A 23,223-nucleotide genomic window follows, 5' to 3' on the forward strand; every position below is an offset into this window, starting at 1 on the left:
AACGGACGAAATTACTATAAAGAGGAAATTAGTGGCGAATAAAAATACAAAATAGGTTAAAAATGAGTTTATTTGTAACGCAAAAGATAATAAACCAACCATCATTTAAACAGCAATAAAATAAAAAAATCGACAATAAATAATTATTATGGATAAAAAAAGAAGGCAAGATTTCTCCTGCCTTCTTCTGTATAACTTAAACCCAGTGTTAAAAATATCTGTAATTAGAAAATAAAATCGGGTGTGGATTCCGCCATAAAATATGTAGATTTGCGGATATTTTTATCTTCCGTTTCAGCTTCAACATGAAAACAATCTTCAAAGAACCAGTATATTGGAGTTTTTAAATAAACAGCTAATGTCACAAGGTAACTTAGGTCTATTTTATTTAACCCTCTTTCATAACGTGAGAACTGTTGTTGGCTAATTCCCAATTTATCAGCAATGTGAGCGCCTGTATAACCAAGCTCTTTGCGTTTTTTCTGTATTCTTTGACCAACTAACTCATTCACATTGATGTTTATAAGATCATAATCCATCATCGCGTTTTCCAACTTCGTTTATATTAAGGCATTGCCAAAATTAATGTACCTACCCCAGAAAATGAACCAGGAGCAACTCGACCATAAGGACGTAATACAGAGCTAACAACTACAGGTGTTGCTCTCCCCGCAGGTACAAAAATTGTCTCACCATTTTCACCGGGTCTATTATTAAGATATAAATCCGCAAATAGGCTACCGTCTGGACGTAATCTGACATTTGGACCATCTAGAGATGAGGCATAAACAACAACCGATAAATCTTTATTGCACGTCACTCGAATTGTTTGTGAACGTTTATTCTGTGTTGAGTCGCCTAGTTTATCTTCATCAATGTCGCCATAGTTGAGGTTGACAGAACCATCAATTATCTCACAAGCCCCAGCAGGAGGTGGTGCAATACCGCACATTGATCCTGGAAGTAGTAATTTTGTCGTTCCGGTTTCATAAAATAAACCAACACACTCTTGAATTTCACTATTAGGCACCCCTGAGTGGTGAGCTACAGTAGGTGACGTAGGAAAACTTTGCACTCGCATAACAGCATCACGCAATTCCGCCATAGTGCGATATTTTTGCGCCCCTGTTAAAACTGTTCTTGTCGCTGCCCCACCTTGTCCTGATGCATTATGTCGATGATTAATCGTAATTTTACAAGATGCGCCACCATAACAAGGATTCAAGGTCATCGTTGTTTCAGGATCCCAACGTTGAATAATGAAAGTATAATTTGCAGAGGAAGGAGTAAGAACTTTGGATTCAGTAATATAAGAAAAAATAGAAGCCATTGATGACGCAGAAAAGAGCATCATCACACTAAATAAACATAATGCTGATAATCGTTTTGGGGTAAACATATTAACCTCAATCTTAATAATTAATCATAATTCAGGTGGAATGTGGCTATAGCACTAAAACGACCTCGTTTTATTGATTCATTAGCAATAGCATTAGGCTCGGCTTGTATAAAAGCTCGGAACCTTAAAATAGAATCTCCTGAATTTAAGGCAATATTGCTTGTTTCCTGATTAATCCGCAGTGGACTGCCATCAGAGTTTTCTAACCCTATGGCAATACCTTCAGCTTGACTTCCTGTACTTAATGCAAGAAAACCTTGCCCAACCATTGCCTGATTTTCAGTACCACTAAATGTCACTCTCACCCTTTTATTAATAGAAAGGTCACATTCTGATAAATGAATTTGAAAATTTTGGCTATTTGTTCTACCTGCGCCAATATAAAACGTTTTATCAGGCACATTACCAAATTCTAGAGAAATGGTTTCATCCCCCGGTTTAATCACACAAGGTTCATCAACTAATGTGCCATAAAGTCGCATATTATTCGGTGCTGCATTGGCAGCTGTAAATATTCCTATTAGAAACGTAAGCCCGCAAATAACAGGAAGCGGCAATGTTTTAAGCTTCATTTTCACACTCCTATTGATATTCTGCGAGCAACGTTGCTGTTACTTCAAATGGGCCTTCTACTAAAGTACTTCCTGGTCTTTTTACCGGTACAGCTTGAATAATAGGTGGCTTATCTGGTGAGATAACAAATCGCTCATTTAAAATAAAAGGCTCACCATTGCGAGTCATATGAATCGCTAAATCGGCAATATTAGTTTGTAATCCTGCATCATCAAACTGGCTTTTAGGGCCAATAATAGAAAGCCCCAGATCCCACCCTTTAATATTGGGATCGCACTTTAATTTGTAATTCACGGGTTGGGTGTAATTAATGCCATCAACTCTATGAATACCAACGTTATGGCCAAAATAAACTTCAATTAAGTTATTATTTTCGATCACACAAGGAGGCGGAATTAATAATGTTCCAAATAATTTCATATTCGGTTCATCCGCACTGACAAATAAAGGCGACATGACGAGTAATGTTGTCAGACAAACCTTTTTTAAATTAATAAGCATGTACTGACTCCTTACTGATATTCTACTCGAAGCGTTGCAGTAGCGTAAAAATCACCTCCAGTTAATGATGCAGAATAATCACGAACAGGAATTGCCTCAAATTGAGGAAAGTTAGGATAAGTGAAATTCACTTCTTGCCCCAATCTTAATAATTTATTTTGGTAAAGAATACGTACCCCTAATCCTGTAATATTTGTGGTCAAAGCATTTGAATCAAACCCAGTACCATTTCCAGAAATAGAGACTTTCATTGTATTTGTTGGCATTTTTCTACATTCAGCACTATAGGTAATAGGCTTTTTGTAATTAACACCATCAATACGCGTACTCATGACTTCACCAAAATCAACCTCAATCGTTTTTCCTCCATTGATAACGCAAGGAGGTGGAGCGATAACATTACCCGAGATATAGACATATACAATCCCAGGTATAGTGCTACCCGCTCTCGCTGTAGGTGGTGTATTTGCAACAGCAGCTGAACTCAGGACACCAGTAAATGTTGTCATTAATAAAATCAACACTGCTTTGCTTGTGTTAAACCGCTGTTCCATATCCATAAATAAACCTATTAATTTCCGATTGCTGTTTCTACAACCTTGCACTCATTGCCACTACAGCTAAATTTCAAACGAGGGCGTCCACCGTAATCATTGATATAACTAAGTACAGGGGATGCACCAAGTGTAGAAGCTTTCAAATTAAGATCTGCACTACTTTTTGGATCAACCATTAAAGGCGTAAACCCAGTAATACTTTCACCTTTTAACCCAGTTAACCCATCGACAATTGTCACAAAGTAAGGGGTTGGATTATTTACCTGATAAGTATCACCTTTTTTCGTTAAGGTGATTTTTTCCTGCCACGGATTAGTTAAATCCGTTTGTGTTGCATAAATCTCAGCAGGGCGATAAAAAAGTTTAATGCGTGTTTGTAATGCAATTTGCAGTACATTAGGCTTATCACTACGTGGTGGAATTTCACGTAAATTAAAATAAAACACGCTTTCTCTATCTTGCGGTAATTTCGCAATATCGGGTAAAGCCTGTATTTTTATTTGGCTCTTATCACCTGGTTCAATACGTTGAATAGGCGGTAGAACGATTAAAGGGCTTTCTACTTTTTGCCCATTCACATCTTCCATCCAACCTTGAGCTAAATAAGGCGATTCTTTATTTTGATTGCTGACATTAAGGCTGACTGATTTATCAGTACCATTAAAAATGACACGAGTTCTATCCAATGCAATTGCAGCAATGGCTTGCTGAGTAAATACCATGCCTGTCAATAAGGTTGTTGCTACAATGAATGAGCGCTTTAATAACATCATCTTTAATTACTCTTTTGTTTATAAAATCGTTTAATTTTTCCCTTCTCAACCTTCAGTTTTGACTAATTGTGGCTGAGATGGTGATTCGGTTCTCTCTTGTGCTGAATAAGAGATTGATGGAGTGTCCCCACACGTTAATAATAGTGAAGAAATAAAGATACCTTCATCTAATTTAGGTACTTGTACTTCACACTGTTTTTTACCACTCCAACGTACATCTAAAATATCACCAGAGTTTATTCCACTTAAATAAACATTACCGCTATCATTCACGATGCCCAGTTCTCGGCCTTTTTCTGTGGTAATGCTAGCGCCAAATGGTGGATAACTACCGTCTTTCATGCGGACAATCGCCATCGCTTTTTGCCCTGAAATAACGTCAAACTCACGGTAACCTATCGCCCCTTCGGTCAGGGTTAATTGTTGAATTGAACGCACTGCATCAACATCATCAGGTAATTTATCTAAATCAATTGTTGCACTACTCCGATAGTAATTATTGATATCTGGAAGTACCGCTTTACCAAAATAGTTAGTATGGCTCACAGCCCCTAAACTTCTAATTGGTACATCAGCCACACCATTAGTATCGACCAATAAACGCGCAGCTCCTGGCATTGCAGTACGATGGAATGCTCCGCCTTTAGGTGTTAACGTTGCTCCGCCTTGTAGCGAAAGTGATGCTGAGGTATTTTCACCTTGAATATGACTCGCACTCGCTGTTACCAATGCTGTATCGCCATAACGCGTATAATAAGCATCAGCAGATGGACGACCACGGCTACTTAACCCCGCACCTAAGCGATAGTTATTATTGTCATCGAGGCGGTCAAAATAGCTCACATTATGAGAGTTACCATGCTTATTAATCACGGTGTTATAGCTAATTGTGGCTTTATCGCTCCAAGGCATGCTGACATTTAGATAAATACCATCATCATTCGTGCCTTTAAATTTATTGCGGTAAGCCGATAAATTGATATTGATATTTTTAAAACTACCAATGTCCATAAACTTAGATAAAGATAAGTTGTAATAATCGTTATTAGGCTTATTCCAATAAGTTTGATGGTTATAGTTAAGATAAGCACTCAAGCCTAAATCTGGGAATTGCTTACTTAATGTTATGGTATAAAGCTCTTTATTATTATCTCGATTGTTATCACGATAACGACGATCCAGATATTGCTCCATACTCATAAAATCACGTTCAGAGAAACGATAACCTGCGAATGTTACTTGACCATTAATCGCCTCAAAACGTTTTGAGTAACTGACTCGATAAGAACCACCATGATAATTCTTATCATCATTCGGAATTTTTGCCCATGAATGTGTGGCATCAAACGAAATTGCCCCCAGAGCCATCAAGTCACGACCAATACCTAAAGAAACAGAGTTATAATCTCCCGCAACTAATGAACCGCCATAGAGAGACCAACCATTACTTACCCCCCATGAAAATTCACCCATTGCAAATACAGGTCCTTCAGCCTTGTGATCCATATCTGAAGGTTTACCTGCCGATAGCTTATATTGCACTCGACCTGGGCGTGTTAAATAAGGAATACTTGCTGTATCCATTTGATATTCTTGTACTGAGCCATCTTGTTCTTCAACACGAATATCTAACTTACCACTTACCGCATCATTAAGATTTTGTATACGGAAAGGTCCTGGCGCGACCTGAGTTTCGTAAATGACACGACCTTGCTGGCTAATCGTCACTTTTGCGTTCGACTTTGCAACACCAGTGACTTCAGGTGCATAACCTCTTAAATTAGGAGGTAACATCTGATCATCCGTTAATAAACTAATACCCGTAAAACGGAAGTTATCAAAAATGTCAGAGCGTGAATAAGTCTCACCCATAACAAGGCGAGCACCCCATTGGGTTATTGCTCTATAAAGGTAATATTGACTCCAATCCCAATTATTCTCAGTACTGCCATTCATGCCTGTTGTGTGTTGATAGTTTGCTTGCCAATCCGCACGAAAACGCCAAACACCTAAGTTAGCACCCGCAGTACCACTACCTGTAACTTGTTGTCTTTGTTTACCATTAGCAGGATCGGTCACATTAGCATTCAGGTTATAGTCAAAAATAAGCCCTGAAATACCTTCATCCCAACGAGATGGCGGATCCCAATCGTCGGTTGCATACTCAACATAGGCTTGAGGAATAGTAACAATAAAACTACCTGCACCTAAGTTAGTACTTGTTGTCATACCTGGTATCGATGACTCGTCAAGACAGGAGCCATCATCTTTCCAAGTTACCGCTTTGAGCCACTCAGGTTTCAATGTAAATTGATTGACTAATTCACGAGGAATACAAGGAATACTCGCTTTAGGATCATTTGCGGGGACAATATAATTAATGGTATAGAGATCCGGTAATTCATTATTGTTAACTTTAACAATAAATTCATACTTACCAGGCATAATATAGCCGGCACGAGAAAAATCTGATAAATCAATATTTTGTTTATCTTTTAGATCAAGAATATCAGAGTTAAACTCGATATCACCGGCTGCAAATACCATATTAGAGGCACTCGCCATACCAGCAATAATTAAATAGATCAGTGCTGCTACAGGTCGAATTGTATGCTGATTACTCTTTTTTTCTGCTTTTCTTGAAGCAGTTTTGAATGATTTAGCCATAAATAATCCAACCAATCCATTTAATAATATTCGAGTTTAAAACGCAGGGTTGCTTGATAATTACCTGCTCGTGGAATGTCGTTATTTTTAACAAGCCTTGCTTGATACAACAAAGACAACGATTTAGTATCGATATCCACAGGAGGTAAAGGTTTCCCTGGTGTTGCCAATCTTCCGTAACGGTCAGCAATAGCTAACGAAGCACCTTTGGCGTCGCCGAAAAGTTGGAATAATCCGTTCTGTGCAGGGCCTTCAAAAGTAGCAATAAAACGAGGACGTTCAGCTTGTGTACCTTTTTGGTCAACAAGGGAACATTCTGTTAATCGAATAGAGAAATGTTCAATAGGTCCTTGGCCTTCAACAGCTAAGGTCGGAATAGACACGGTACTCAAAGAGATAACTTGCTCTCGACTTCCTGCCGAGATAGTACATGTTGGCTCTAATATAGAACCTTGTAGACTAACCACGCCGAATCGCTGATGTGATTTTACATCTTGTTTTATATCGGTCACTGCCATTACAGGCTTAACAAATAATCCTGTTGTAACAAGTAATAATAGTGGCACCATCTTGCGATTCATTGTTTTCTACTCCATAAGATAAACCATAAAAATACAGCTAAAGATAAAGCCCTATACATCCTTATACAGGGCCTAAAAGGACATCTATTATTGGTAAGTCAATGCAAAAGTAGCGATTGCAGTAAAGTCACCAGGTACAGCTGCATCTGTTGCAGAACCTTGTAAGTAAGCAGCAAAGTTCAGATCATTTGAACCGTCACGAATAGTTTGAGCTTTTGTTGGTTCACCTAATTTAATTTGTGTACCACCAGCATCAGTAATAACAACTGCTGCATTTTTCGCTAAACCTTCGATGCCTAAAGAGCCTGGCAGAATAGCCGCTGCTTCAGCACCAGTGAAGGTAGTTTGAACTGTTTTATAAGTTTCAGTAGAGCATTGCAGTAATTTAATTTTGAAAGTATTAGAAACACTACGGCCGCCATCTTTCAGTGCATTTGCTGAAACTTGTCCTAGTGGAACACGTTGGTCGCCTGAGTTAGGATCAATTGAACATGGAGCATCAATGATTGAACCCCAAAATTCTACAGTACCATGACCTTGATCAGCCGCGAATGCAGAACCAGCAGCAACAGTTAAGCCTAAACCTAAAACTAAACCTAATTTATTTAATTTCATCTTTATGTTTCCTGAAAATATAAGAACGAAGATATTTAAAATAATAAAATTCAATATAAGCAAATTGCTTAAATGAATGTCACACTAAATAAAGTTTCTATATTTTGATAAAGTTCACCCAGCCAATTTCATATTTAATTATGAAATTAGATAAAGGAAGCGTATCAAGTTGGATATATTATTCTCTCTGGTTTTATTTAAGTCAAACCACCCCAATTTCATTAAGTCTATTTTTATTAATTTACTGATATTAGGTGTATTTTTTACATTTTCATACAAAATATTACTTTTTGAAAATGACGGAAATGGACTTTAAAGCCAAATAGACACTCTTAAAAAGAGATATACAAGATTTAAATTCTGCTATTTTGGAATTTAAAGTGAAAAGATCTGATTGTCTTTTTACGAATAGGATTAATTGTCAATTAAATAACATTTTCTTATTTATTTATTTTAACTCAATATAACTAAAATTTTACATAATGAAACAAATTAGACTTAATTAATTGATTTATAAGCAGATCAAAATAATGGATTTGTTAATTTATTTATTATCATTATTTAATCCCATGTATAAACCACATTAAATAACTCCTTTAATGATAATCCAAAATTGAAATAAGCATTAAAAATAAAACACAAAATAAACATAAGCATCTGTATTTAATATAAAAATTAATAGTTACATTTTTTATAGTTACGTATATTTACAATAAACAAAATAAAAAGAGCAGAAAAATCATAAGTAATTGATTTACAATTTATTATATAAATAAACTAATCAAGAATAGAGTATTTTTATAATAATTTAACACTTGAGATTAAGTGTTTTCACTTAGGAAGTTGAGGTCATAAAGCGAGTTTTTTGTACAAATTGCATTTTTTGATTAAGAACACTCTTATAAGTTAACTAACTGATAATTCAAAAAAGAAATTCGTGTAACGCCTATTTTTTTCTCAGAAAAACCTAAAAATTTAATCATTTGATTGAGAATAATTACGCTTTTTTTGGGTAAAAATTTTAATGTATTTATTAAGAGCGGCTTCAAAAATTTAAATTAATTATTTATTGGCTCCTTGACTATTTTACGTATTGCTACTAATTTCATTATTAGCTTATTCATATTATTAAATCTCCATAGAATCCACATTTTCTTATCAAAATAGAAACACAGTAAAATACATTTTATTTACATTACGAATTCATTAATTTAACATTACCCATATAATGCGTATAAATATTAGTCGTTATTACTTGTTTTTTAATTATCAAATTTTTTTCAATAAGAATATTGGTGTTTTTTTATTTTTACGATAAATTAGGAATAATTTTATATTATCTGAATAGATTTAACTCATTTTCGAATAGTTAATTAATCTAAAGAAGTAAGTTTTAAGGTATATATTGGAAACAATCCTTTATAGACTGAATAATAACAAGTTAATAATTTAAATAAAAATAGAGAATTACATTAGCATTATTTAATTATTTAACTAATAACGTCTTAATAAGAATATCATTATTAGAGTATCTTTATTTAATAAATTAAGTTAGCTTTATTTATCTTTTTCACGATGAAATAAAAAAAAGACATTTTCAACCTAATAGAAATCGATATTCTCTAAATACTCGCTTTAAGAGTATTCTTATCCTACATTTCAAGAAAAATACCTGTGTTAGATAATTATCATCATCATAAAATGACAATTTTATATTTATGCCCCATTTTCTTCTCTATATAAAAGAGTAAAAATTGATTATCCGTTCCTTCCTTTTTGCTGATCACACTATCAATAACTCGAGTTTGACTAACGGTACTTAGCTTTTTTAGCATAAAAAAAGGGCAGGGTTTCCCCTGCCTTACCAATTTGGTAATCAATCAAAGAAAAAGCATACGCTCTAAAACACCAAGTTTGAGTATCCTTTAGCGATATGCATTAGTATAAAAAAACATCAGGCATCGCTTCAGCAATGATGCTACTTCGTTTATCGGTACATTGATTTTCTGATGACGATTTTGATATAAAACAGTCTTCAAAAAACCAATAAATAGGTGTATTTAGATAGTTGGCTAATAGAACAAGATAACTTAAATCTATCTTGTTCATCCCGCGCTCATATCGAGAGAATTGCTGTTGACTTACACCAATTTTCTCAGCAATTTGCATACCGGTATAACCTAATTCTTTACGCTTTTTCTGAATACGTTTTCCAACCAACGCATTAACATCAATATCTGTAAAATCGTAATTCATCATAATATTCACCCATTATCATGATTAAGGCATCGTTAAAATAATTGATCCTGAACCAGAGAAATAGCCCGGTGCAACGCGACCATTTGTATGTAAAGTAGAACTTACTTTTACAGGCACTGAACCGCCAGCTGGAACATTAATTATGCTACCGGTCTCGCCTGGATAATCATCAAGAAATAAATCAGCATATAAACTGTTGTCTGAACGTAAAGGCACTCTCCCATTATCTGAACCTGATGCAATAACCATGACTTTCATCGCTAAATTACAAGTAACATTGATATTCTGATAACGCTGAGCACCTTCTAAACTATATTCATCTATATCACCATAATTAAGGTTTACAGCACCTTCTGTTATTTTGCAGGCACCAACAGGTGGCGGTGCGATACCACATAATGATCCCGGCAATAAACGTCCACTCGGTGATATTCCACTTGAATTTGGTTGATAAAATAATCCCACACATTCCTGATTAGAATTTAAAGCAGGCCCTACGTGATTTGTCTTTCCTTCAAGTGGAAAGGATATATTTCTTAAAACTTCCTCTCGAACTTCAGCCAAAGTACGCAACTTCTCAATTCTTGTGATAAGTTGCTTAGCTGATCCACCAGACCCATCAAGATCATGTTTATGGTTAATCGTTACATAACAAGTAGACCATCCATAACAAGGATTTAATGTTCCCGACGTTTCAGGATCCCAACGCTGAATAACATAGGTATAGGTTGCATTTGAGGGTGTTCCTGTCGATTCAGTAATATAAGAAAAGATAGATGCCATTGCGGGTGCCGAAAACAACAAACCTATTGCAATACATAAAGCCGGAAATCGCTTTAATATGGACATATAAAACCTCAACCCTAATAATTAGTCATAATTCAAATGGAATGTGGCGATTGCACTAAATGGGCCGCGTTTAATGGATTGGTTAGCAATCGCATCTGGCTCCCCTTGAATAAAGGCATAAAAATTTAAAATCGTGTCATCCGCATTTAACGAGAGTTTGTCTGTTTCTTTATTAACAGGTAGCGCATTTCCATTTTCAGATTCCAGTCCAACAGCAATACCCGCCGCTTGACTGCTTGGGCTAATCGCTAAAAAACCTTGTCCTGCCATAGCTTGATTTTCATCCCCTTTGAAAGTGATCTTGACGCTTTTACCAATCGTTAAATCACATTCAGACAAGCGTATTTGAAACAACTTGCTTGGTGTTCTTTGATACGCATAAAGGTTCTTGTCTGGTATATTGCCAAAATCTAATTCAACGGTTTCGTCACCAGGCTTTATGGTACAAGGCTCGTCAACTAATATGCCGTGAAAACGCATATTGTCTGGCGCTGAGAAAGCGGTTGATATTAATCCCGTAAATGTGGCAAGACCCAATATGAACGGGATCGATAACCTTTTTATATTCATCAATACGCTCCTATTGGTATTCAGCAAGCAGTGTTGCCGAAACTTCAAATGCACCTTCAGGCAAAGTGCTACCCGGTCTTTTAACGGGCACCGCTTGGATCACGGGAGGATTATCGGGTGATATCGCAATACGCTCGTTTAATTTAAAAGGCTTACCATCTTGCGTAAGATGAATGCCTAAATCTGGAATATTGGTTTGTAGCGCAGCTTCATCAAACTGTGTTTTAGGACCAATAATAGAAAGCCCTAAATCCCAACCTTTTAAATTTGGATCACAGACCAATCGATAATTCACCGATTCGGTATAGTTAATGCCATCTACTTTGTGAATACCTACGTTGTGTCCAAAGTAAACATCAATCAGTTCGTTATTACTAATGACACAAGGAGGGGGTACTAATAAGGTGCCAAATAATTTCATATTAGGTGCGTCTGCACTCATAACAGAATAAGAATTCAGTAATGCGATCAGACATAGGTACTTTAATTTATTCATCTTCTGACCTCTTACTGATAATCCACATGCAGTGTGCCACTTGCGACAAAATCACCACCCACTAAGGTTTCATTCTGATCACGAACAGGAACAGCTTCTAATTCAGGTAAGTTGGGATAGGTAAAATTCACCGCCTTACCTAAATCTAATAAGTTTCCCTGATACAGAATACGCACCCCTAATCCCGTAATATTTGTTTGTAGCGCATTTGAATCGAACCCTGTTGCGCTACCCGTAACATAAACTTTCATGGCATTGGTTGGCATTTTTTGGCAAGTCGCGGTGTAGTGGACAGGCTCTTTATAACGAACACCATCAATACGTGTACTCATCACCTCACCAAAATTAACTTCGATCATTTTGCCGTCATTAATTAAGCAAGGCGGTGGCGCAATGACATTCCCTGAAATATTGATATAAACAATTCCTGGAATAACATCTTTCACCGCTCTAGCGGGTAAATTCGCAACAGCAGTAAAACTTAGGCCTCCAGTAAACGTTGCCAAAATAAGAATCAACACTGCTTTGCTTGGGCTAAACCGCTGTTCCATTTTCATAAAATAGACCTATTTAGTTTCCTGCTGATGTTTCTGTAACTTTGCATTCATTGCCATTACAGGTGAATTTCATCTGTGGTCTTCCACCGTAATCATTGATGTAACTGAGTACAGGTGATGAGCCAAACGCAGAAGTATGCAGATTTATCGTTCCTGTGCTTTTAGGGGCAATCATGATTGGTTCAAAACCATCTAGGCTTTTTCCTTGCAATCCTGTTAACCCATCCACTAATGTCACGTAATAAGGTGTTGGGTTATTCACTTCATAGCGATCACCTTTCTTTATTAAGGTGATTTTTTCCTGCCAAGGATGGGTGAGATCCGTTTGTGTGGCGTAAATCGATGCTGGGCGATAAAAAAGTTTAATGCGCGTTTGTAGTGCAATTTGCAGTACATTAGGTTTATCGCTACGTGGTGGAATTTCACGCAAGTTAAAATAGAAAACGCTTTCTCTATCTTGTGGTAATTTGGCAATATCAGGTAATGACTGCACTTTTACTTGGCTTTTATCGCCCGGCTCAATACGCTGAATAGGAGGCAAAACTAATAATGGGCTGTCAATACGTTCTCCATTTTCATTTTCCATCCAGCCCTGAGCCAAATAAGGCAACTCTTTATTCTGATTACTGACATTTAAGCTAATAGACTTATCGGCACCATTAAAAATGACACGCGTTCTATCTAAAGCAATCGCAGCAAGAGCTTGGCTAGTAAAGACCATTCCAGTCAATAAAGTGGTTGTTACAATGAATAAGCGCTTTGATAACATCATTTTAAATTACTCTTTTTATCTGAAATTATTTTTATCTTTCCCTTTTTTCCTAACCTTATTGCGTGATCAGTTGAGGTTTAGGTAAGGGCTCTGTTCTTTGATTGATTGTTGAAGGTGTTGCGTCACCATCACTACAAGTCAGTAATAATGAAGACATAAATAATCCTTCAACTAATGTTGGAATACGGACTTTGCACTGCTCTTGACCATTCCAACGAACACTCAATAGATCATCACTGTTAATCCCCGTCAGATAGACATTCCCACCATCATTGACAATACCAAGCTCACGCCCCTTCTCAGTTGTGACACTGGCACCAAATGGTGGATAAGTTCCATCTTGTAAGCGAATGACAGCCATGGCTTTTTGCCCCGAGACCACATCAAAGTGGCGGTAGCCTATTGCGCCTTCTGTTAGGGTTAGCTGTTGAATTGAGCGTAATGCTTCAGCGTTATCTGGCATCTGATCAAGGTCGATGCTGGCACTACTGCGATAATAATCATTGATATCAGGCAGTACTGCTTTACCAAAAGCATTGGTACGCGTAATAGCGCCGATGCTTTTCACTGGAACATCTGAAATACCATCTGTATCAACAAGTAAACGAGTACTACCCGTACGACTTGTTCGGTGTAATGCACCACCTTTTGGTGTTAATGTTGCCCCACCTTGTAGTGATAATGTTGCTGATGTGTATTCACCATTAATATGGCTCGCACTAGCAGTGACCAATGCAGCATCAGCGTAATGCATGAGATAGGCATCTGCGGATGGTTTACCGTTACTGCTTAAACCAGCACCAACTCGATAGCTACTATTGTCATCAATACGATCGTAATAGCTGACATTATGTGAATTACCGTGTTTATTAATCACCGTGTTGTAGCTAATAGTTGCACGATCGCTCCAAGGCATACTGACATTCATATAAACGCCATTATCATTGGTGCCATTGAATTTATTGCGAAACGCCGACAGACTGAGGTTGATATTTTTAAAGCTACCAATATCCATCGTTTTGGCTAATGACAAGTTATAGTTATCGTTATTAGGCTTATTCCAATAAGTCTGATGGCTATAGTTTAAGTAAGCACTCAATCCCCATTCAGGGAACTGCTTACTAAACATAATGGTATAAAGCTCTTTATTATTATCTTCTTCACCACCACGATAACGGCGATCTAAATATTGGTTCATACTCATAAAGTCACGTTCAGAGAAGCGATAGCCTGCGAATGTCACTTGGCTGTTTATTTGTTCAAAACGTTTTGAGTAACTCACACGATAAGAGCCCCCATGATAACGCTTGTCATCACTTGGAATTTTTGCCCAAGAATGTGTCGCATCAAAAGAGATAGCACCCAGTGCCATTAGGTCACGACCAATACCCGCAGAAACCGAGTTATAATCGCCCGATACTAATGAACCGCCATAAAGTGACCAACCGTTACTGATCCCCCATGAGAATTCACCCATACCAAAAATAGGGCCTTCAGTATTACGGTTCATATCCGACGGTTTACCCGCAGATAATTTATATTGCACTCGGCCGGGGCGTGTTAAATAAGGAATACTTGCCGTATCCATTTGGAATTCTTGAACAGATCCATCTTGTTCTTCAACACGTACATCTAATTTACCACTCACTGCATCATTGATGTCTTGAATGCGAAACGGTCCTGGAGCAACCTGAGTTTCATAGATCACACGGCCTTGCTGGCTAATCGTCACTTTCGCATTCGTTTTTGCCACACCCGTTACTTCAGGGGCATATCCCCTTAAGTTAGGTGGCAGCATATTGTCATCCGTAGACAAGTTAACCCCAGTAAAACGGAAGTTATCGAAAATGTCAGAACGAGAGTAAGTTTCCCCCATCACAAGGCGAGCCCCTAATTGCGTGATGGCTCTATAAAGATAAAGCTGGTTCCATTTCCAACTATTTTCAGTACTATCAGGAAGACCTGTTGTATGCTGGTAACTTGCTTGCCAATCGGCACGGAAACGCCAAACACCAAGGTTCGCTCCCACGGTTCCTAAGCCTGTAACTTGTTGACGCTGTTTTCCTTTAGCAGGATCTGTCACGTTAGCATTGACGTTATAGTCAAAAAGCACACCTGAGATACCGTGATCCCAACGAGAAGGTGGATCCCAGTTTGGCGCTGAATATTCAAGATACGCTTGAGGAATAGTAAGAATAAGATTGCCATTTCCCAGACTTGCATTTACCGTCATTCCGGGAATAGAAGAGATATCAAGACAGCTTCCGTTATCTTGATATTTAACTTTTTCAGCCCATTCAGGTTTGAGCCCTATTTGATGAATCAATTCTGGCGGTAAGCAAGCTTCGCTACCTTTAGGATCATTGGCTGGTACAACATAGCTAATGTTATAGAGTTCAGGGAGTTCATTATTATTCACGCGAACAACAAACTCATATCGGCCGGGCATAATATAGCCAGCACGAGAGAAATCTGATAAGTCGATATTTTGCTTATCTTTTAGATCTAAAATATCGGCATTAAATTCAATATCACTATTTGCTAAAGCTGAACTTGAAATACTGGAAGCGCCAGTAAGAATTAAATAGATCAGTACAGCAACAGGCCGAATAGTATGTTGTTTTTTCTTTTTTTCCGTCCCTAAACCAACGGTTTTGAATGTTCTAACCATAAGTTATCCAACCCGATCCATTTAATAGTATTCCAGCTTAAATCGCAGCGTTGTTCGGTAATTTCCAGCTTTTGGTATTTCGTTATTTTTGACTATTCGCGCTTGGTAAAGTAACGCCATTGATTTGGAGTCAATACCTACTGGGGGTAATGGCTTACCGGGGATGGCTCGCCTACCGTAACGATCAGCTATCGCTAATGACGCGCCTCTCGCTTCACCAGAAAGTGCAAAATTACCATTCTCGTTAGAGGGACCTTCAAACGTTGCAATAAAACGAGGGTTGTCCGCTTCCTGACCTTTTTGTTCAATTAGCGTACATTCCGTTAATCTGATAGAAAAATACTCAATAGGTCCTTGCCCTTCAGTCACTAGCATTGGAATAGAAACCGTTGTCAGTGGAATAACTTGTTCTCCACTTCCTGCTGCAATCGTGCAAGATGGTTCTAAGATCGAGCCTGAAAGATTAAGTACCCCAAATCGCTGATGCATGTTTTTATCTTGTTTTACATCACTCGCTTCTGCTGTTGTTATCAGTAAGCTGGCAATAAGGCATAGCCATAGTGGTGTCATCTTGCGATTCATATTTTTCTCCGTAAGAAAAAAATCGTTAAAAATAGACACAGGAAATAAAGCACTGTACATCCTTGTACTGTGCTTATTTTTTCTTACTGATAAGTCAGTGCGAAAGTTGCGATTGCAGTGAAGTCACCTGGAACGGCAGCTTCTGCTGAAGAACCTTGTAAGTAAGCAGCAAAGTTCAGATCGTTATTACCATCACGTAATGTTTGAGCAGCACTTGGTGTGCCTAATTTGATTTGTTTGCCACCTGCATCAGTGATAACAACAGCAGCATTTTTAGCGATACCTTCAATACCTAAAGAACCTGCTAAGATGTTTGCATCTTCTGAACCAGTGAAGGTTGTTTGAACAGTTTTATAAGTTTCTGTTGTGCAATTCTCTAAAGTGATTTTAAAATCACGAGAATTACTACGACCACCATCTTTTAATGAAGCAGTAGAAATTTGACCTAATGGAACAGTTTGATTTTCTGAATCAGGATGAATAGAACAAGGTGCATCAATAATTGAACCAACAAATTTAACGGTACCGTGACCTTGATCAGCAGCAAAAGCAGAACCTGCAGCAACAGTTAAACCTAAGCCAAGAACTAACGCTAATTTATTTAATTTCATCTTTTTGTTTCCTAAAATATAAAGGACGAAGACATTAAAAATAATAAATTCATTAGGATTGAATTATTCCTAATTGAATGACTCACTTATTGAGTTTTTGAATTTTGGTATACTTGTGCCCGTCCAAAACGAAATTAAATATCGTTAGAAACAAAACAAAATACACCAAATTGTTTTGTTAAAAATTTTCATCTCGAAATTAAACACATTTAGATAATCAAACTTTAAATATCGAAAAAAGAGTTTATAATTCTTAGTGCAATTACTATAATTTGTGAAAAAAGTAAAAAAAATTATTTCTGGATTTTAAACAAAGTAACCAATCATGTTTGTTTTTTAAAATAATGATAAATATCAATATGTTAAATAAATGAAGATAAGTGATTAACATTAAATTTGACTTAAGTGAGAAGCCAGAGAATAATAGTAAACAATTTGGTGTATTCTGTTTATTTCTCTAAAGATAACCAAATTCCTATCCATACTCATTTTTCGCTTTTTCAATCAATCACTTTCATTTTCTAAAAATAAATAAACTTTCAATAAACTTGTTTAAAATGAACAAGTAAAAGTGTAAGCATAAAAAAAATACAACTCTTTATTGATGCATATTACTTGTTATAGTGATGCATCAATTGACTTTTGTTCCTTGTTATCTCATTGAAAAGGTTATGAAAATGAAGCAGCGCAAGTTTCTTACACGTTTTGAGATCAATTCTATTTTGAAGCAAGCAAAGGAAGGACGGTATCCAGAAAGAGATTACTGTATGTTTTTAATGTGTTTTTTACATGGGTTTCGCGTGAGTGAACTATGTAATTTAACCTTAAGCGATATTGATTTAGAAAGTCGAATACTCTATGTCAGACGCTTAAAAGGCGGTTTATCAACAACACAACCGATTATCGAAGAGGAGTATGAAGCGTTAGTTAACTGGTTGAAAAAAAGGGAAACATGGAGAGAGGCTGACTCAGAATGGGTCTTTTTATCCCAAAAAACAGGTCCAATTTCTCGTCAACAAGTGTATGGATTACTTCGCCGTTTAGGTAAAGATGCTAATGTATCCATAGCCCCTCATCCCCATATGTTACGCCATGCATGTGGCTATGCACTCGCTGATTTAGGTAGAGATACTCGTTTAATTCAAGATTATTTAGGACATCGTAATATTTCACATACTGTTATCTATACCGCAAGTAATTCAAAACGTTTTGTTCACATTTGGGACGCAAGAAATTAACAATATTTATTTAATTAATATATTCTCTAAGAATTAATACACTAAATAGAGTAGGCTATATTTTTTCAATAAGAATACAGTTAATTTTAATATAACTAAGAAAATTAGGAATTGTTTTATATTAAATAAATAATCACGATTGCAGGTATTAATAATTTATTAATAATCGTTTTCTAATTAAAGAATAACCCAATATCATTATTCTTTTTTTGATTATCTTTATTGGAAGGCAATAAATTTAATATCAGTCTTTATTTATTAATAATATTAAACATTATTTGTTTGATTTTCGATCAAGAAATAAGGGTCTTATTTAAAGAAAATATCTATTCTTAAAAATTTTATTCATTTGCATTCCATGCACACGCTTTCATATCTCACTATCCCCAACGTTATCGTTTGGGGATAGTTATTAATTTCCTTAAAAAATACAATTATCCTTTTACACAAACAACCTGTCGTAGTGTATGAACAACCTCAACAAGTGATAACTGAGCCTTCATAACAGCATCAATATCCTTATAAGCCATCGGAATTTCATCAATCACATCTTCATCTTTTCGACATTCCACATGTGCTGTTGCTCGAATTTGGTCTTCAACACTAAAAGCTTTTTTCGCTGCTGTTCGGCTCATTACGCGTCCTGCGCCATGACTACATGAACAGAAACTTTCGGCATTTCCTTTTCCTCTTACAATAAAGCTCTTAGCGCCCATTGAACCAGGGATGATCCCCATTTCACCTTTCTGAGCTGAAACGGCTCCTTTTCGAGTCACCAGTACTTCTTCGCCAAAGTGCATTTCCTTTTGTACATAGTTATGGTGGCAGTTCACCGCCTGTTGCTGTGTCGTAAAAGGTTTAGTTATTTGTGTCGATAATGCCGCCAACACGCGTTCCATCATAATTTCACGATTATGTCGGGCAAAATCCTGTGCCCATTCTACGGCTTCTATATAGTCATCATAGAAAAGCGTTCCTTCTTTTAAGTACGCTAAGTTTTTATCAGGCAAATTAGCGATATGTTCCCTCATATCTTCTTGTGCCATTTGTATAAATAACGTACCGATAGCATTACCAACACCACGAGAGCCACTATGTAGCATTACCCAAACATTATCTGATTCATCAAGACACAATTCGATAAAGTGGTTTCCTGTTCCTAATGTACCAAGGTGACGATAGTTATTCGTATTTCGTAAACGTGGGTACTTATCGGTTAAAACCTTAAAACGCCCTTCAAGTTGTTGCCAATGTTGATCAACAAGTTTAGGTGGGTTCTTCCATGAACCACGATCATTCCCTGATTGATAACTTGTTCTTCCATGAGGTACTGCTCTTTCTATTGCCGTTCTTATGGCAAATAAATTATCTGGTAGATCATTTGCGTGTAATGATGTTTTCACCGCAATCATTCCACACCCAATATCCACACCAACAGCAGCCGGAATAATCGCGCCTTTTGTTGGAATAACACTCCCGATTGTTGAACCTTTCCCTAAGTGAACATCTGGCATTACCGCCATATGTTTGAAAATAAAAGGCATCTTCGCGGTATTAATAAGTTGTTTTAGAGCATCTGCTTCAACAGGTACACCATTTGTCCACATTTTGATTTCAGCAGTTCCTGCTTCTTTTACTATTTGATGATCCAATATCATGCCTGTGCACCTTTAATTTGTACTAACCCGTTTAATACTTGGTCTAAACCGCCATAAACGGAAATCTTATCAATACGTTCTGCAATACGTTCTACGGTTTCTAGCTCTTTTAATCGTAAGGCTACTGGGTTGTTTTCCATCACTTTTGCCGTATTTAATAAAGAACGCGTTGCGGATGTCTCTTCTCTTCGACGAATAACATTAGCCTGTGCTGATTTTTCTGCCTCAACCACTTGCGCTAAAATCGTTTTCATTTCGCCTGGTAAAACAATATCTTTTACCCCTAATGAAGCCACTTCAATACCATATCCTTTAGTCACTTCACTGATTTTTTCACTCACTAAGGTGTCAATCAGCGTTTTATTCTCTAATAATTCATCTAATGTTCTTGTTCCTACGGCTTCGCGTAACGCAAACTGCAACTCTTTATATAAGAACTCAAGAGGTGAACTCAGTAATTGGTACGCTGAAAGCACATCGCTATAACGCCAACTTGCTGACAAATTAATGCGTAATGTTACTTTGTCTTTCGTTAAGATCTCTTGACCACTCACATCGAGTGTTTGTAAGCGCATATCAACAACCTCAACATCAACTTTGTGCTGATAACGCCAATAGCCTTTTAATCCCGGCGGCAATAGTGATTGAACTTCACCATCAACACGGATAATGCCAGCATGCCATGTCGGAATATCCACACTTAATACACCTTCACTGCCTTTTACAGTTTGGTTACGTAATTTTGGATGCTGCAATTTTTTAACCAAAGTTGGCGAAACTTCCAATTCATTTGCTGACAACACTTCCATTGAGCGTTGTGCATAATTCCAATAGAGACGGCGAGTACTCGGCGCTAAGATCTCTTTGAGTGAGCCATTTTCATAGAGTAAGCCAATCTCTTCATCAGATAACACAATATCAAAACAATATTCACTCACCCATTCTGGATGATATTGGCGTAAAAACTCGGCTTTCTCTTTTTCAATTGCAGGGCCGTTTAACTCCACCAGCTCAACACTTAATTGGCGACGAAGATCGAAAAATTTATGCTCACCAGCTACAAGGACGTCAATATACTCATCATCCTTCTTTAATAAACCCAGCTGTCCTTGTTTCACTTTTATTGTTGTTCTTATCATCATTGCTTCCTTTTGCTCTTCTTTATTATTAGCTTTCTTTTATTACCATTTTTATCGTGACTTGCTTTCCACGAACAAACTTGGCGAAATCGAAGGGAAAACAAGAGAGGAACGTTACTTTGTTTGTCTCTTCTTCTGCCTTCAATCCAGCGTAGTTGCTGGTGGATAAGCAAGGTGACGGTACTGCTGTCACAACGATTTTCTATCTTTAATTTTACATTTGGATTTGTAATGGTTTTTGGTGTCAGGAATCGAACCTGAAAATAACCCTCTTCACCTACAGAGTCCCGATGTGGAGGAACACATTTAGATAACACCACAGAGTGTTCTTTATGTGCCTACCAGATTTAAAATCTGCTCAAGACGCTCATAATATTGCGAGGATCGTGCCAAGTTTTTAAATCTCACTAAAAATATTTTTAATTCATTGTTTTTATTTGAAAAAATACTTTTAACGTAATTTTTAAATATTTAGCCATTGAATTAAAAATGATAAAAACCTATCTTTTTATCTATACATTTATAAATATAGATAAAAAATAAGTAGGGATAACTTAATGAAACGCAAAGTGGTGATTGGTGTTTTAGGCACAACATTAGATAAACGAGGTAAAAGTCATAAAAGATGGAACTCATGGCGCCCAACAATTTCGATTTGCCATCAAAAAGATTTCCCCGTTAGTCGATTGGTCATGATCCATCAACCTAATGATTCAATGTTAGCGTCAAAAATCACTGAAGATATTCATACTGTCTCCCCTGACACAGAGGTATTACCTTACGAAATTGATATTTGTGATCCTTGGGATCTAGAAGAGGTTTATAGTCACTTTCTTGATTTTGCAGTAAATTACCCATTTGATACTGAAAATGAAGAATATTATGTACATATCACAACAGGTACGCACATTGCCCAGATTTGCTGGTTCCTCCTGACTGAAGCCCATTACTTACCTGCAAAACTATTACAAACCTCTCCTTCTTCTAAAATAGAAAATGAAGATGGCAGCAAAACAGTACAATCATCCACAGGTAGTTATGCTGTTATTGATCTCGATTTAAGCCGTTATACAAAACTAACGAGCCGATTTGAGCATTACCATAATGAGTCCCTCTCTTTCTTAAAATCGGGGATCGCCACACGTAATGAACGTTTTAATACTTTAATTGCTCAAATTGAACGTGTTGCATTGCGCTCCGTTGCGCCTATTTTATTAACAGGCCCTACAGGCGCTGGGAAATCATTCCTTGCTCAGCGTATTTATGAATTACGACAGTCTCGCCATTTTGTAAAAGGTCGTTTTATTGCTGTTAACTGTGCCACTTTGCGTGGTGACAATGCGATGTCCACTTTATTTGGGCATGTAAAAGGGGCATTTACAGGTGCATTACAAACCAGACAAGGATTATTAAGAGAAGCCGATAAAGGGATTTTATTTCTTGATGAAATTGCAGAGTTAGGACTTGATGAGCAAGCCATGTTACTTAAAGCGATAGAAGAGAAATCTTTTTATCCTTATGGCTCAGATACTGAGGTACAAAGTGATTTTCAGCTGATCGCAGGAACGCATCGTGATATGGACAAGCAAATTGCGAAAGGACTTTTCCGTGAAGATCTCTATGCAAGGATCAACTTATGGTCTTTTTCATTACCGGGTTTAGCCGATCGTAAAGAGGATATTGAGCCTAATATCGATTATGAATTGCATCACTTTGCAAAGCTTTATCAAAAGGCAATCCGTTTTAACGCTGATGCAAAATCACACTATATTCGATTTGCAACATCTGAACAGGCATTATGGCGTGGTAATTTCCGTGAACTTAGTGCTAGTATAACGCGAATGGCAACACTTGCCGAAAATGGTCGTATTACCCTTCCTCTTGTTGATGAAGAAATTAATCGTTTAAAACAAAATTGGGGAGTTGCTTCCTCTTCTTTATTTAATAGCACTGATATTGATCTTTTCGATCTTAGCCAACTGAATACCGTTATCAAAACGTGTCAGCAATCATCAACACTCTCAGAAGCTGGTAGAAAACTTTTCGCAGTATCAAGACAAAATAAAAAACAACCCAACGATGCCGATCGCCTACGTAAGTATCTTGCGAAATTCGATTTAAGTTGGGAACAAATTCGATATGGAGAATAATATTT

The 23,223-nt window shown here is 37.0% G+C and carries 23 protein-coding genes; 2 read left to right on the forward strand and 21 right to left on the reverse strand.

Annotated features, from left to right (window positions below; all coding sequences use genetic code 11):
* Positions 1–224 precede the first annotated feature (224 nt).
* From ACNARN_RS04080 to ACNARN_RS04165, 18 genes are all read right to left on the reverse strand, one after another.
* Complete coding sequence (locus ACNARN_RS04080) at positions 225–542, reverse strand: helix-turn-helix domain-containing protein (RefSeq protein ID WP_109373875.1); 318 nt, start codon at positions 540–542, stop codon at positions 225–227.
* Between the two features lie 23 nt (positions 543–565).
* Complete coding sequence (locus tag ACNARN_RS04085) at positions 566–1,399, reverse strand: adhesin (RefSeq protein ID WP_198626067.1); 834 nt, start codon at positions 1,397–1,399, stop codon at positions 566–568.
* A gap of 20 nt (positions 1,400–1,419) precedes the next feature.
* Positions 1,420–1,971, reverse strand: a complete 552-nt coding sequence (locus ACNARN_RS04090; protein WP_416304179.1) for a fimbrial protein — start codon at positions 1,969–1,971, stop codon at positions 1,420–1,422.
* 10 nt (positions 1,972–1,981) lie between these two features.
* Positions 1,982–2,428, reverse strand: coding sequence for a fimbrial protein (locus ACNARN_RS04095; protein ID WP_406588704.1), 447 nt, complete (start codon positions 2,426–2,428; stop codon positions 1,982–1,984).
* A gap of 56 nt (positions 2,429–2,484) precedes the next feature.
* On the reverse strand, positions 2,485–3,033 hold the full coding sequence (locus tag ACNARN_RS04100; protein ID WP_109373871.1) for a fimbrial protein: 549 nt from the start codon (positions 3,031–3,033) through the stop codon (positions 2,485–2,487).
* 11 nt (positions 3,034–3,044) lie between these two features.
* Positions 3,045–3,803 carry a fimbria/pilus periplasmic chaperone gene (locus ACNARN_RS04105; protein ID WP_416304180.1) on the reverse strand — a complete coding sequence of 253 codons (759 nt, stop codon included), beginning with the start codon at positions 3,801–3,803 and terminating at the stop codon, positions 3,045–3,047.
* A 45-nt stretch (positions 3,804–3,848) separates the two neighbouring features.
* Positions 3,849–6,470 carry an outer membrane usher protein gene (locus ACNARN_RS04110; RefSeq protein WP_198619434.1) on the reverse strand — a complete coding sequence of 874 codons (2,622 nt, stop codon included), beginning with the start codon at positions 6,468–6,470 and terminating at the stop codon, positions 3,849–3,851.
* Between the two features lie 20 nt (positions 6,471–6,490).
* Complete coding sequence (locus tag ACNARN_RS04115) at positions 6,491–7,051, reverse strand: fimbrial protein (RefSeq protein ID WP_109373868.1); 561 nt, start codon at positions 7,049–7,051, stop codon at positions 6,491–6,493.
* An 87-nt stretch (positions 7,052–7,138) separates the two neighbouring features.
* The gene (locus ACNARN_RS04120) at positions 7,139–7,666 is read right to left on the reverse strand and encodes a fimbrial protein (RefSeq protein ID WP_109373867.1); all 528 of its coding nucleotides are present in this window, start codon (positions 7,664–7,666) and stop codon (positions 7,139–7,141) included.
* Positions 7,667–9,604: 1,938 nt separating this feature from the next.
* Entirely contained in the window at positions 9,605–9,925 is a 321-nt protein-coding gene (locus ACNARN_RS04125) for a helix-turn-helix domain-containing protein (protein WP_109373866.1), read from the reverse strand.
* A gap of 21 nt (positions 9,926–9,946) precedes the next feature.
* Positions 9,947–10,774 (reverse strand): adhesin, encoded by an 828-nt coding sequence (locus ACNARN_RS04130; RefSeq protein WP_098943998.1) that lies wholly within the window; start codon positions 10,772–10,774, stop codon positions 9,947–9,949.
* 21 nt (positions 10,775–10,795) lie between these two features.
* Positions 10,796–11,344 carry a fimbrial protein gene (locus tag ACNARN_RS04135; protein WP_198619433.1) on the reverse strand — a complete coding sequence of 183 codons (549 nt, stop codon included), beginning with the start codon at positions 11,342–11,344 and terminating at the stop codon, positions 10,796–10,798.
* 10 nt (positions 11,345–11,354) lie between these two features.
* On the reverse strand, positions 11,355–11,840 hold the full coding sequence (locus tag ACNARN_RS04140; protein ID WP_109373864.1) for a fimbrial protein: 486 nt from the start codon (positions 11,838–11,840) through the stop codon (positions 11,355–11,357).
* Positions 11,841–11,851: 11 nt separating this feature from the next.
* The gene (locus tag ACNARN_RS04145) at positions 11,852–12,397 is read right to left on the reverse strand and encodes a fimbrial protein (RefSeq protein WP_198630205.1); all 546 of its coding nucleotides are present in this window, start codon (positions 12,395–12,397) and stop codon (positions 11,852–11,854) included.
* 13 nt (positions 12,398–12,410) lie between these two features.
* Complete coding sequence (locus tag ACNARN_RS04150) at positions 12,411–13,169, reverse strand: fimbria/pilus periplasmic chaperone (RefSeq protein WP_198619432.1); 759 nt, start codon at positions 13,167–13,169, stop codon at positions 12,411–12,413.
* A 55-nt stretch (positions 13,170–13,224) separates the two neighbouring features.
* Positions 13,225–15,840: an outer membrane usher protein gene (locus ACNARN_RS04155; RefSeq protein WP_196532221.1), complete on the reverse strand. Its 2,616-nt coding sequence runs from the start codon at positions 15,838–15,840 to the stop codon at positions 13,225–13,227.
* A 21-nt stretch (positions 15,841–15,861) separates the two neighbouring features.
* Positions 15,862–16,410 (reverse strand): fimbrial protein, encoded by a 549-nt coding sequence (locus ACNARN_RS04160; RefSeq protein WP_160230858.1) that lies wholly within the window; start codon positions 16,408–16,410, stop codon positions 15,862–15,864.
* A gap of 95 nt (positions 16,411–16,505) precedes the next feature.
* Positions 16,506–17,033 carry a fimbrial protein gene (locus ACNARN_RS04165; RefSeq protein WP_196532222.1) on the reverse strand — a complete coding sequence of 176 codons (528 nt, stop codon included), beginning with the start codon at positions 17,031–17,033 and terminating at the stop codon, positions 16,506–16,508.
* 677 nt (positions 17,034–17,710) lie between these two features.
* Here ACNARN_RS04165 and mrpI point away from each other — a divergent pair.
* Positions 17,711–18,271, forward strand: coding sequence for a phase variation DNA invertase MrpI (gene mrpI / locus ACNARN_RS04170; RefSeq protein ID WP_109371496.1), 561 nt, complete (start codon positions 17,711–17,713; stop codon positions 18,269–18,271).
* A gap of 434 nt (positions 18,272–18,705) precedes the next feature.
* On the opposite strand, the gene ACNARN_RS04175 is transcribed toward mrpI, so the two are convergent.
* The 3 genes from ACNARN_RS04175 to ACNARN_RS04185 are packed head-to-tail and all read right to left on the reverse strand — an operon-like array spanning position 18,706 to position 21,261.
* A complete protein-coding gene (locus tag ACNARN_RS04175; RefSeq protein WP_088493562.1) occupies positions 18,706–19,929 on the reverse strand; it encodes an RtcB family protein in 1,224 nt (407 codons plus the stop codon).
* Complete coding sequence (locus tag ACNARN_RS04180) at positions 19,926–21,065, reverse strand: slipin family protein (RefSeq protein WP_198619451.1); 1,140 nt, start codon at positions 21,063–21,065, stop codon at positions 19,926–19,928. Before ACNARN_RS04180 ends, ACNARN_RS04175 begins: the two co-directional genes overlap by 4 nt.
* A 31-nt stretch (positions 21,066–21,096) precedes the next feature.
* Complete coding sequence (locus ACNARN_RS04185; protein WP_198619430.1) at positions 21,097–21,261, reverse strand: hypothetical protein; 165 nt, start codon at positions 21,259–21,261, stop codon at positions 21,097–21,099.
* Positions 21,262–21,625: 364 nt separating this feature from the next.
* Between ACNARN_RS04185 and rtcR the strand changes: the two genes are divergently transcribed.
* A complete protein-coding gene (rtcR, locus tag ACNARN_RS04190) occupies positions 21,626–23,218 on the forward strand; it encodes an RNA repair transcriptional activator RtcR (RefSeq protein ID WP_416304181.1) in 1,593 nt (530 codons plus the stop codon).
* Positions 23,219–23,223: the final 5 nt, after the last annotated feature.

Origin of the sequence: Proteus sp. TSJ240517, assembly GCF_047921575.1 — a bacterium.
In the GTDB taxonomy this organism is placed as follows: Bacteria; Pseudomonadota; Gammaproteobacteria; order Enterobacterales; family Enterobacteriaceae; genus Proteus.

What these genes read in the sequence shown, in the direction of transcription:
- ACNARN_RS04105 (WP_416304180.1), bottom strand. Translation starts at nt 3,803, where the DNA reads ATGATGTTATTAAAGCGCTCATTCATTGTAGCAACAACCTTATTGACA.
- ACNARN_RS04130 (WP_098943998.1), bottom strand. Translation starts at nt 10,774, where the DNA reads ATGTCCATATTAAAGCGATTTCCGGCTTTATGTATTGCAATAGGTTTG.
- ACNARN_RS04135 (WP_198619433.1), bottom strand. Translation starts at nt 11,344, where the DNA reads ATGAATATAAAAAGGTTATCGATCCCGTTCATATTGGGTCTTGCCACA.
- ACNARN_RS04095 (WP_406588704.1), bottom strand. Translation starts at nt 2,428, where the DNA reads ATGTCGCCTTTATTTGTCAGTGCGGATGAACCGAATATGAAATTATTT.
- ACNARN_RS04090 (WP_416304179.1), bottom strand. Translation starts at nt 1,971, where the DNA reads ATGAAGCTTAAAACATTGCCGCTTCCTGTTATTTGCGGGCTTACGTTT.
- ACNARN_RS04165 (WP_196532222.1), bottom strand. Translation starts at nt 17,033, where the DNA reads ATGAAATTAAATAAATTAGCGTTAGTTCTTGGCTTAGGTTTAACTGTT.
- ACNARN_RS04175 (WP_088493562.1), bottom strand. Translation starts at nt 19,929, where the DNA reads ATGATATTGGATCATCAAATAGTAAAAGAAGCAGGAACTGCTGAAATC.
- ACNARN_RS04140 (WP_109373864.1), bottom strand. Translation starts at nt 11,840, where the DNA reads ATGAATAAATTAAAGTACCTATGTCTGATCGCATTACTGAATTCTTAT.
- ACNARN_RS04150 (WP_198619432.1), bottom strand. Translation starts at nt 13,169, where the DNA reads ATGATGTTATCAAAGCGCTTATTCATTGTAACAACCACTTTATTGACT.
- mrpI (WP_109371496.1), top strand. Translation starts at nt 17,711, where the DNA reads ATGAAGCAGCGCAAGTTTCTTACACGTTTTGAGATCAATTCTATTTTG.
- ACNARN_RS04145 (WP_198630205.1), bottom strand. Translation starts at nt 12,397, where the DNA reads ATGAAAATGGAACAGCGGTTTAGCCCAAGCAAAGCAGTGTTGATTCTT.
- ACNARN_RS04080 (WP_109373875.1), bottom strand. Translation starts at nt 542, where the DNA reads ATGATGGATTATGATCTTATAAACATCAATGTGAATGAGTTAGTTGGT.
- rtcR (WP_416304181.1), top strand. Translation starts at nt 21,626, where the DNA reads ATGAAACGCAAAGTGGTGATTGGTGTTTTAGGCACAACATTAGATAAA.
- ACNARN_RS04100 (WP_109373871.1), bottom strand. Translation starts at nt 3,033, where the DNA reads ATGGATATGGAACAGCGGTTTAACACAAGCAAAGCAGTGTTGATTTTA.
- ACNARN_RS04120 (WP_109373867.1), bottom strand. Translation starts at nt 7,666, where the DNA reads ATGAAATTAAATAAATTAGGTTTAGTTTTAGGTTTAGGCTTAACTGTT.
- ACNARN_RS04085 (WP_198626067.1), bottom strand. Translation starts at nt 1,399, where the DNA reads ATGTTTACCCCAAAACGATTATCAGCATTATGTTTATTTAGTGTGATG.
- ACNARN_RS04115 (WP_109373868.1), bottom strand. Translation starts at nt 7,051, where the DNA reads ATGAATCGCAAGATGGTGCCACTATTATTACTTGTTACAACAGGATTA.
- ACNARN_RS04125 (WP_109373866.1), bottom strand. Translation starts at nt 9,925, where the DNA reads ATGATGAATTACGATTTTACAGATATTGATGTTAATGCGTTGGTTGGA.
- ACNARN_RS04155 (WP_196532221.1), bottom strand. Translation starts at nt 15,840, where the DNA reads ATGGTTAGAACATTCAAAACCGTTGGTTTAGGGACGGAAAAAAAGAAA.
- ACNARN_RS04110 (WP_198619434.1), bottom strand. Translation starts at nt 6,470, where the DNA reads ATGGCTAAATCATTCAAAACTGCTTCAAGAAAAGCAGAAAAAAAGAGT.
- ACNARN_RS04160 (WP_160230858.1), bottom strand. Translation starts at nt 16,410, where the DNA reads ATGACACCACTATGGCTATGCCTTATTGCCAGCTTACTGATAACAACA.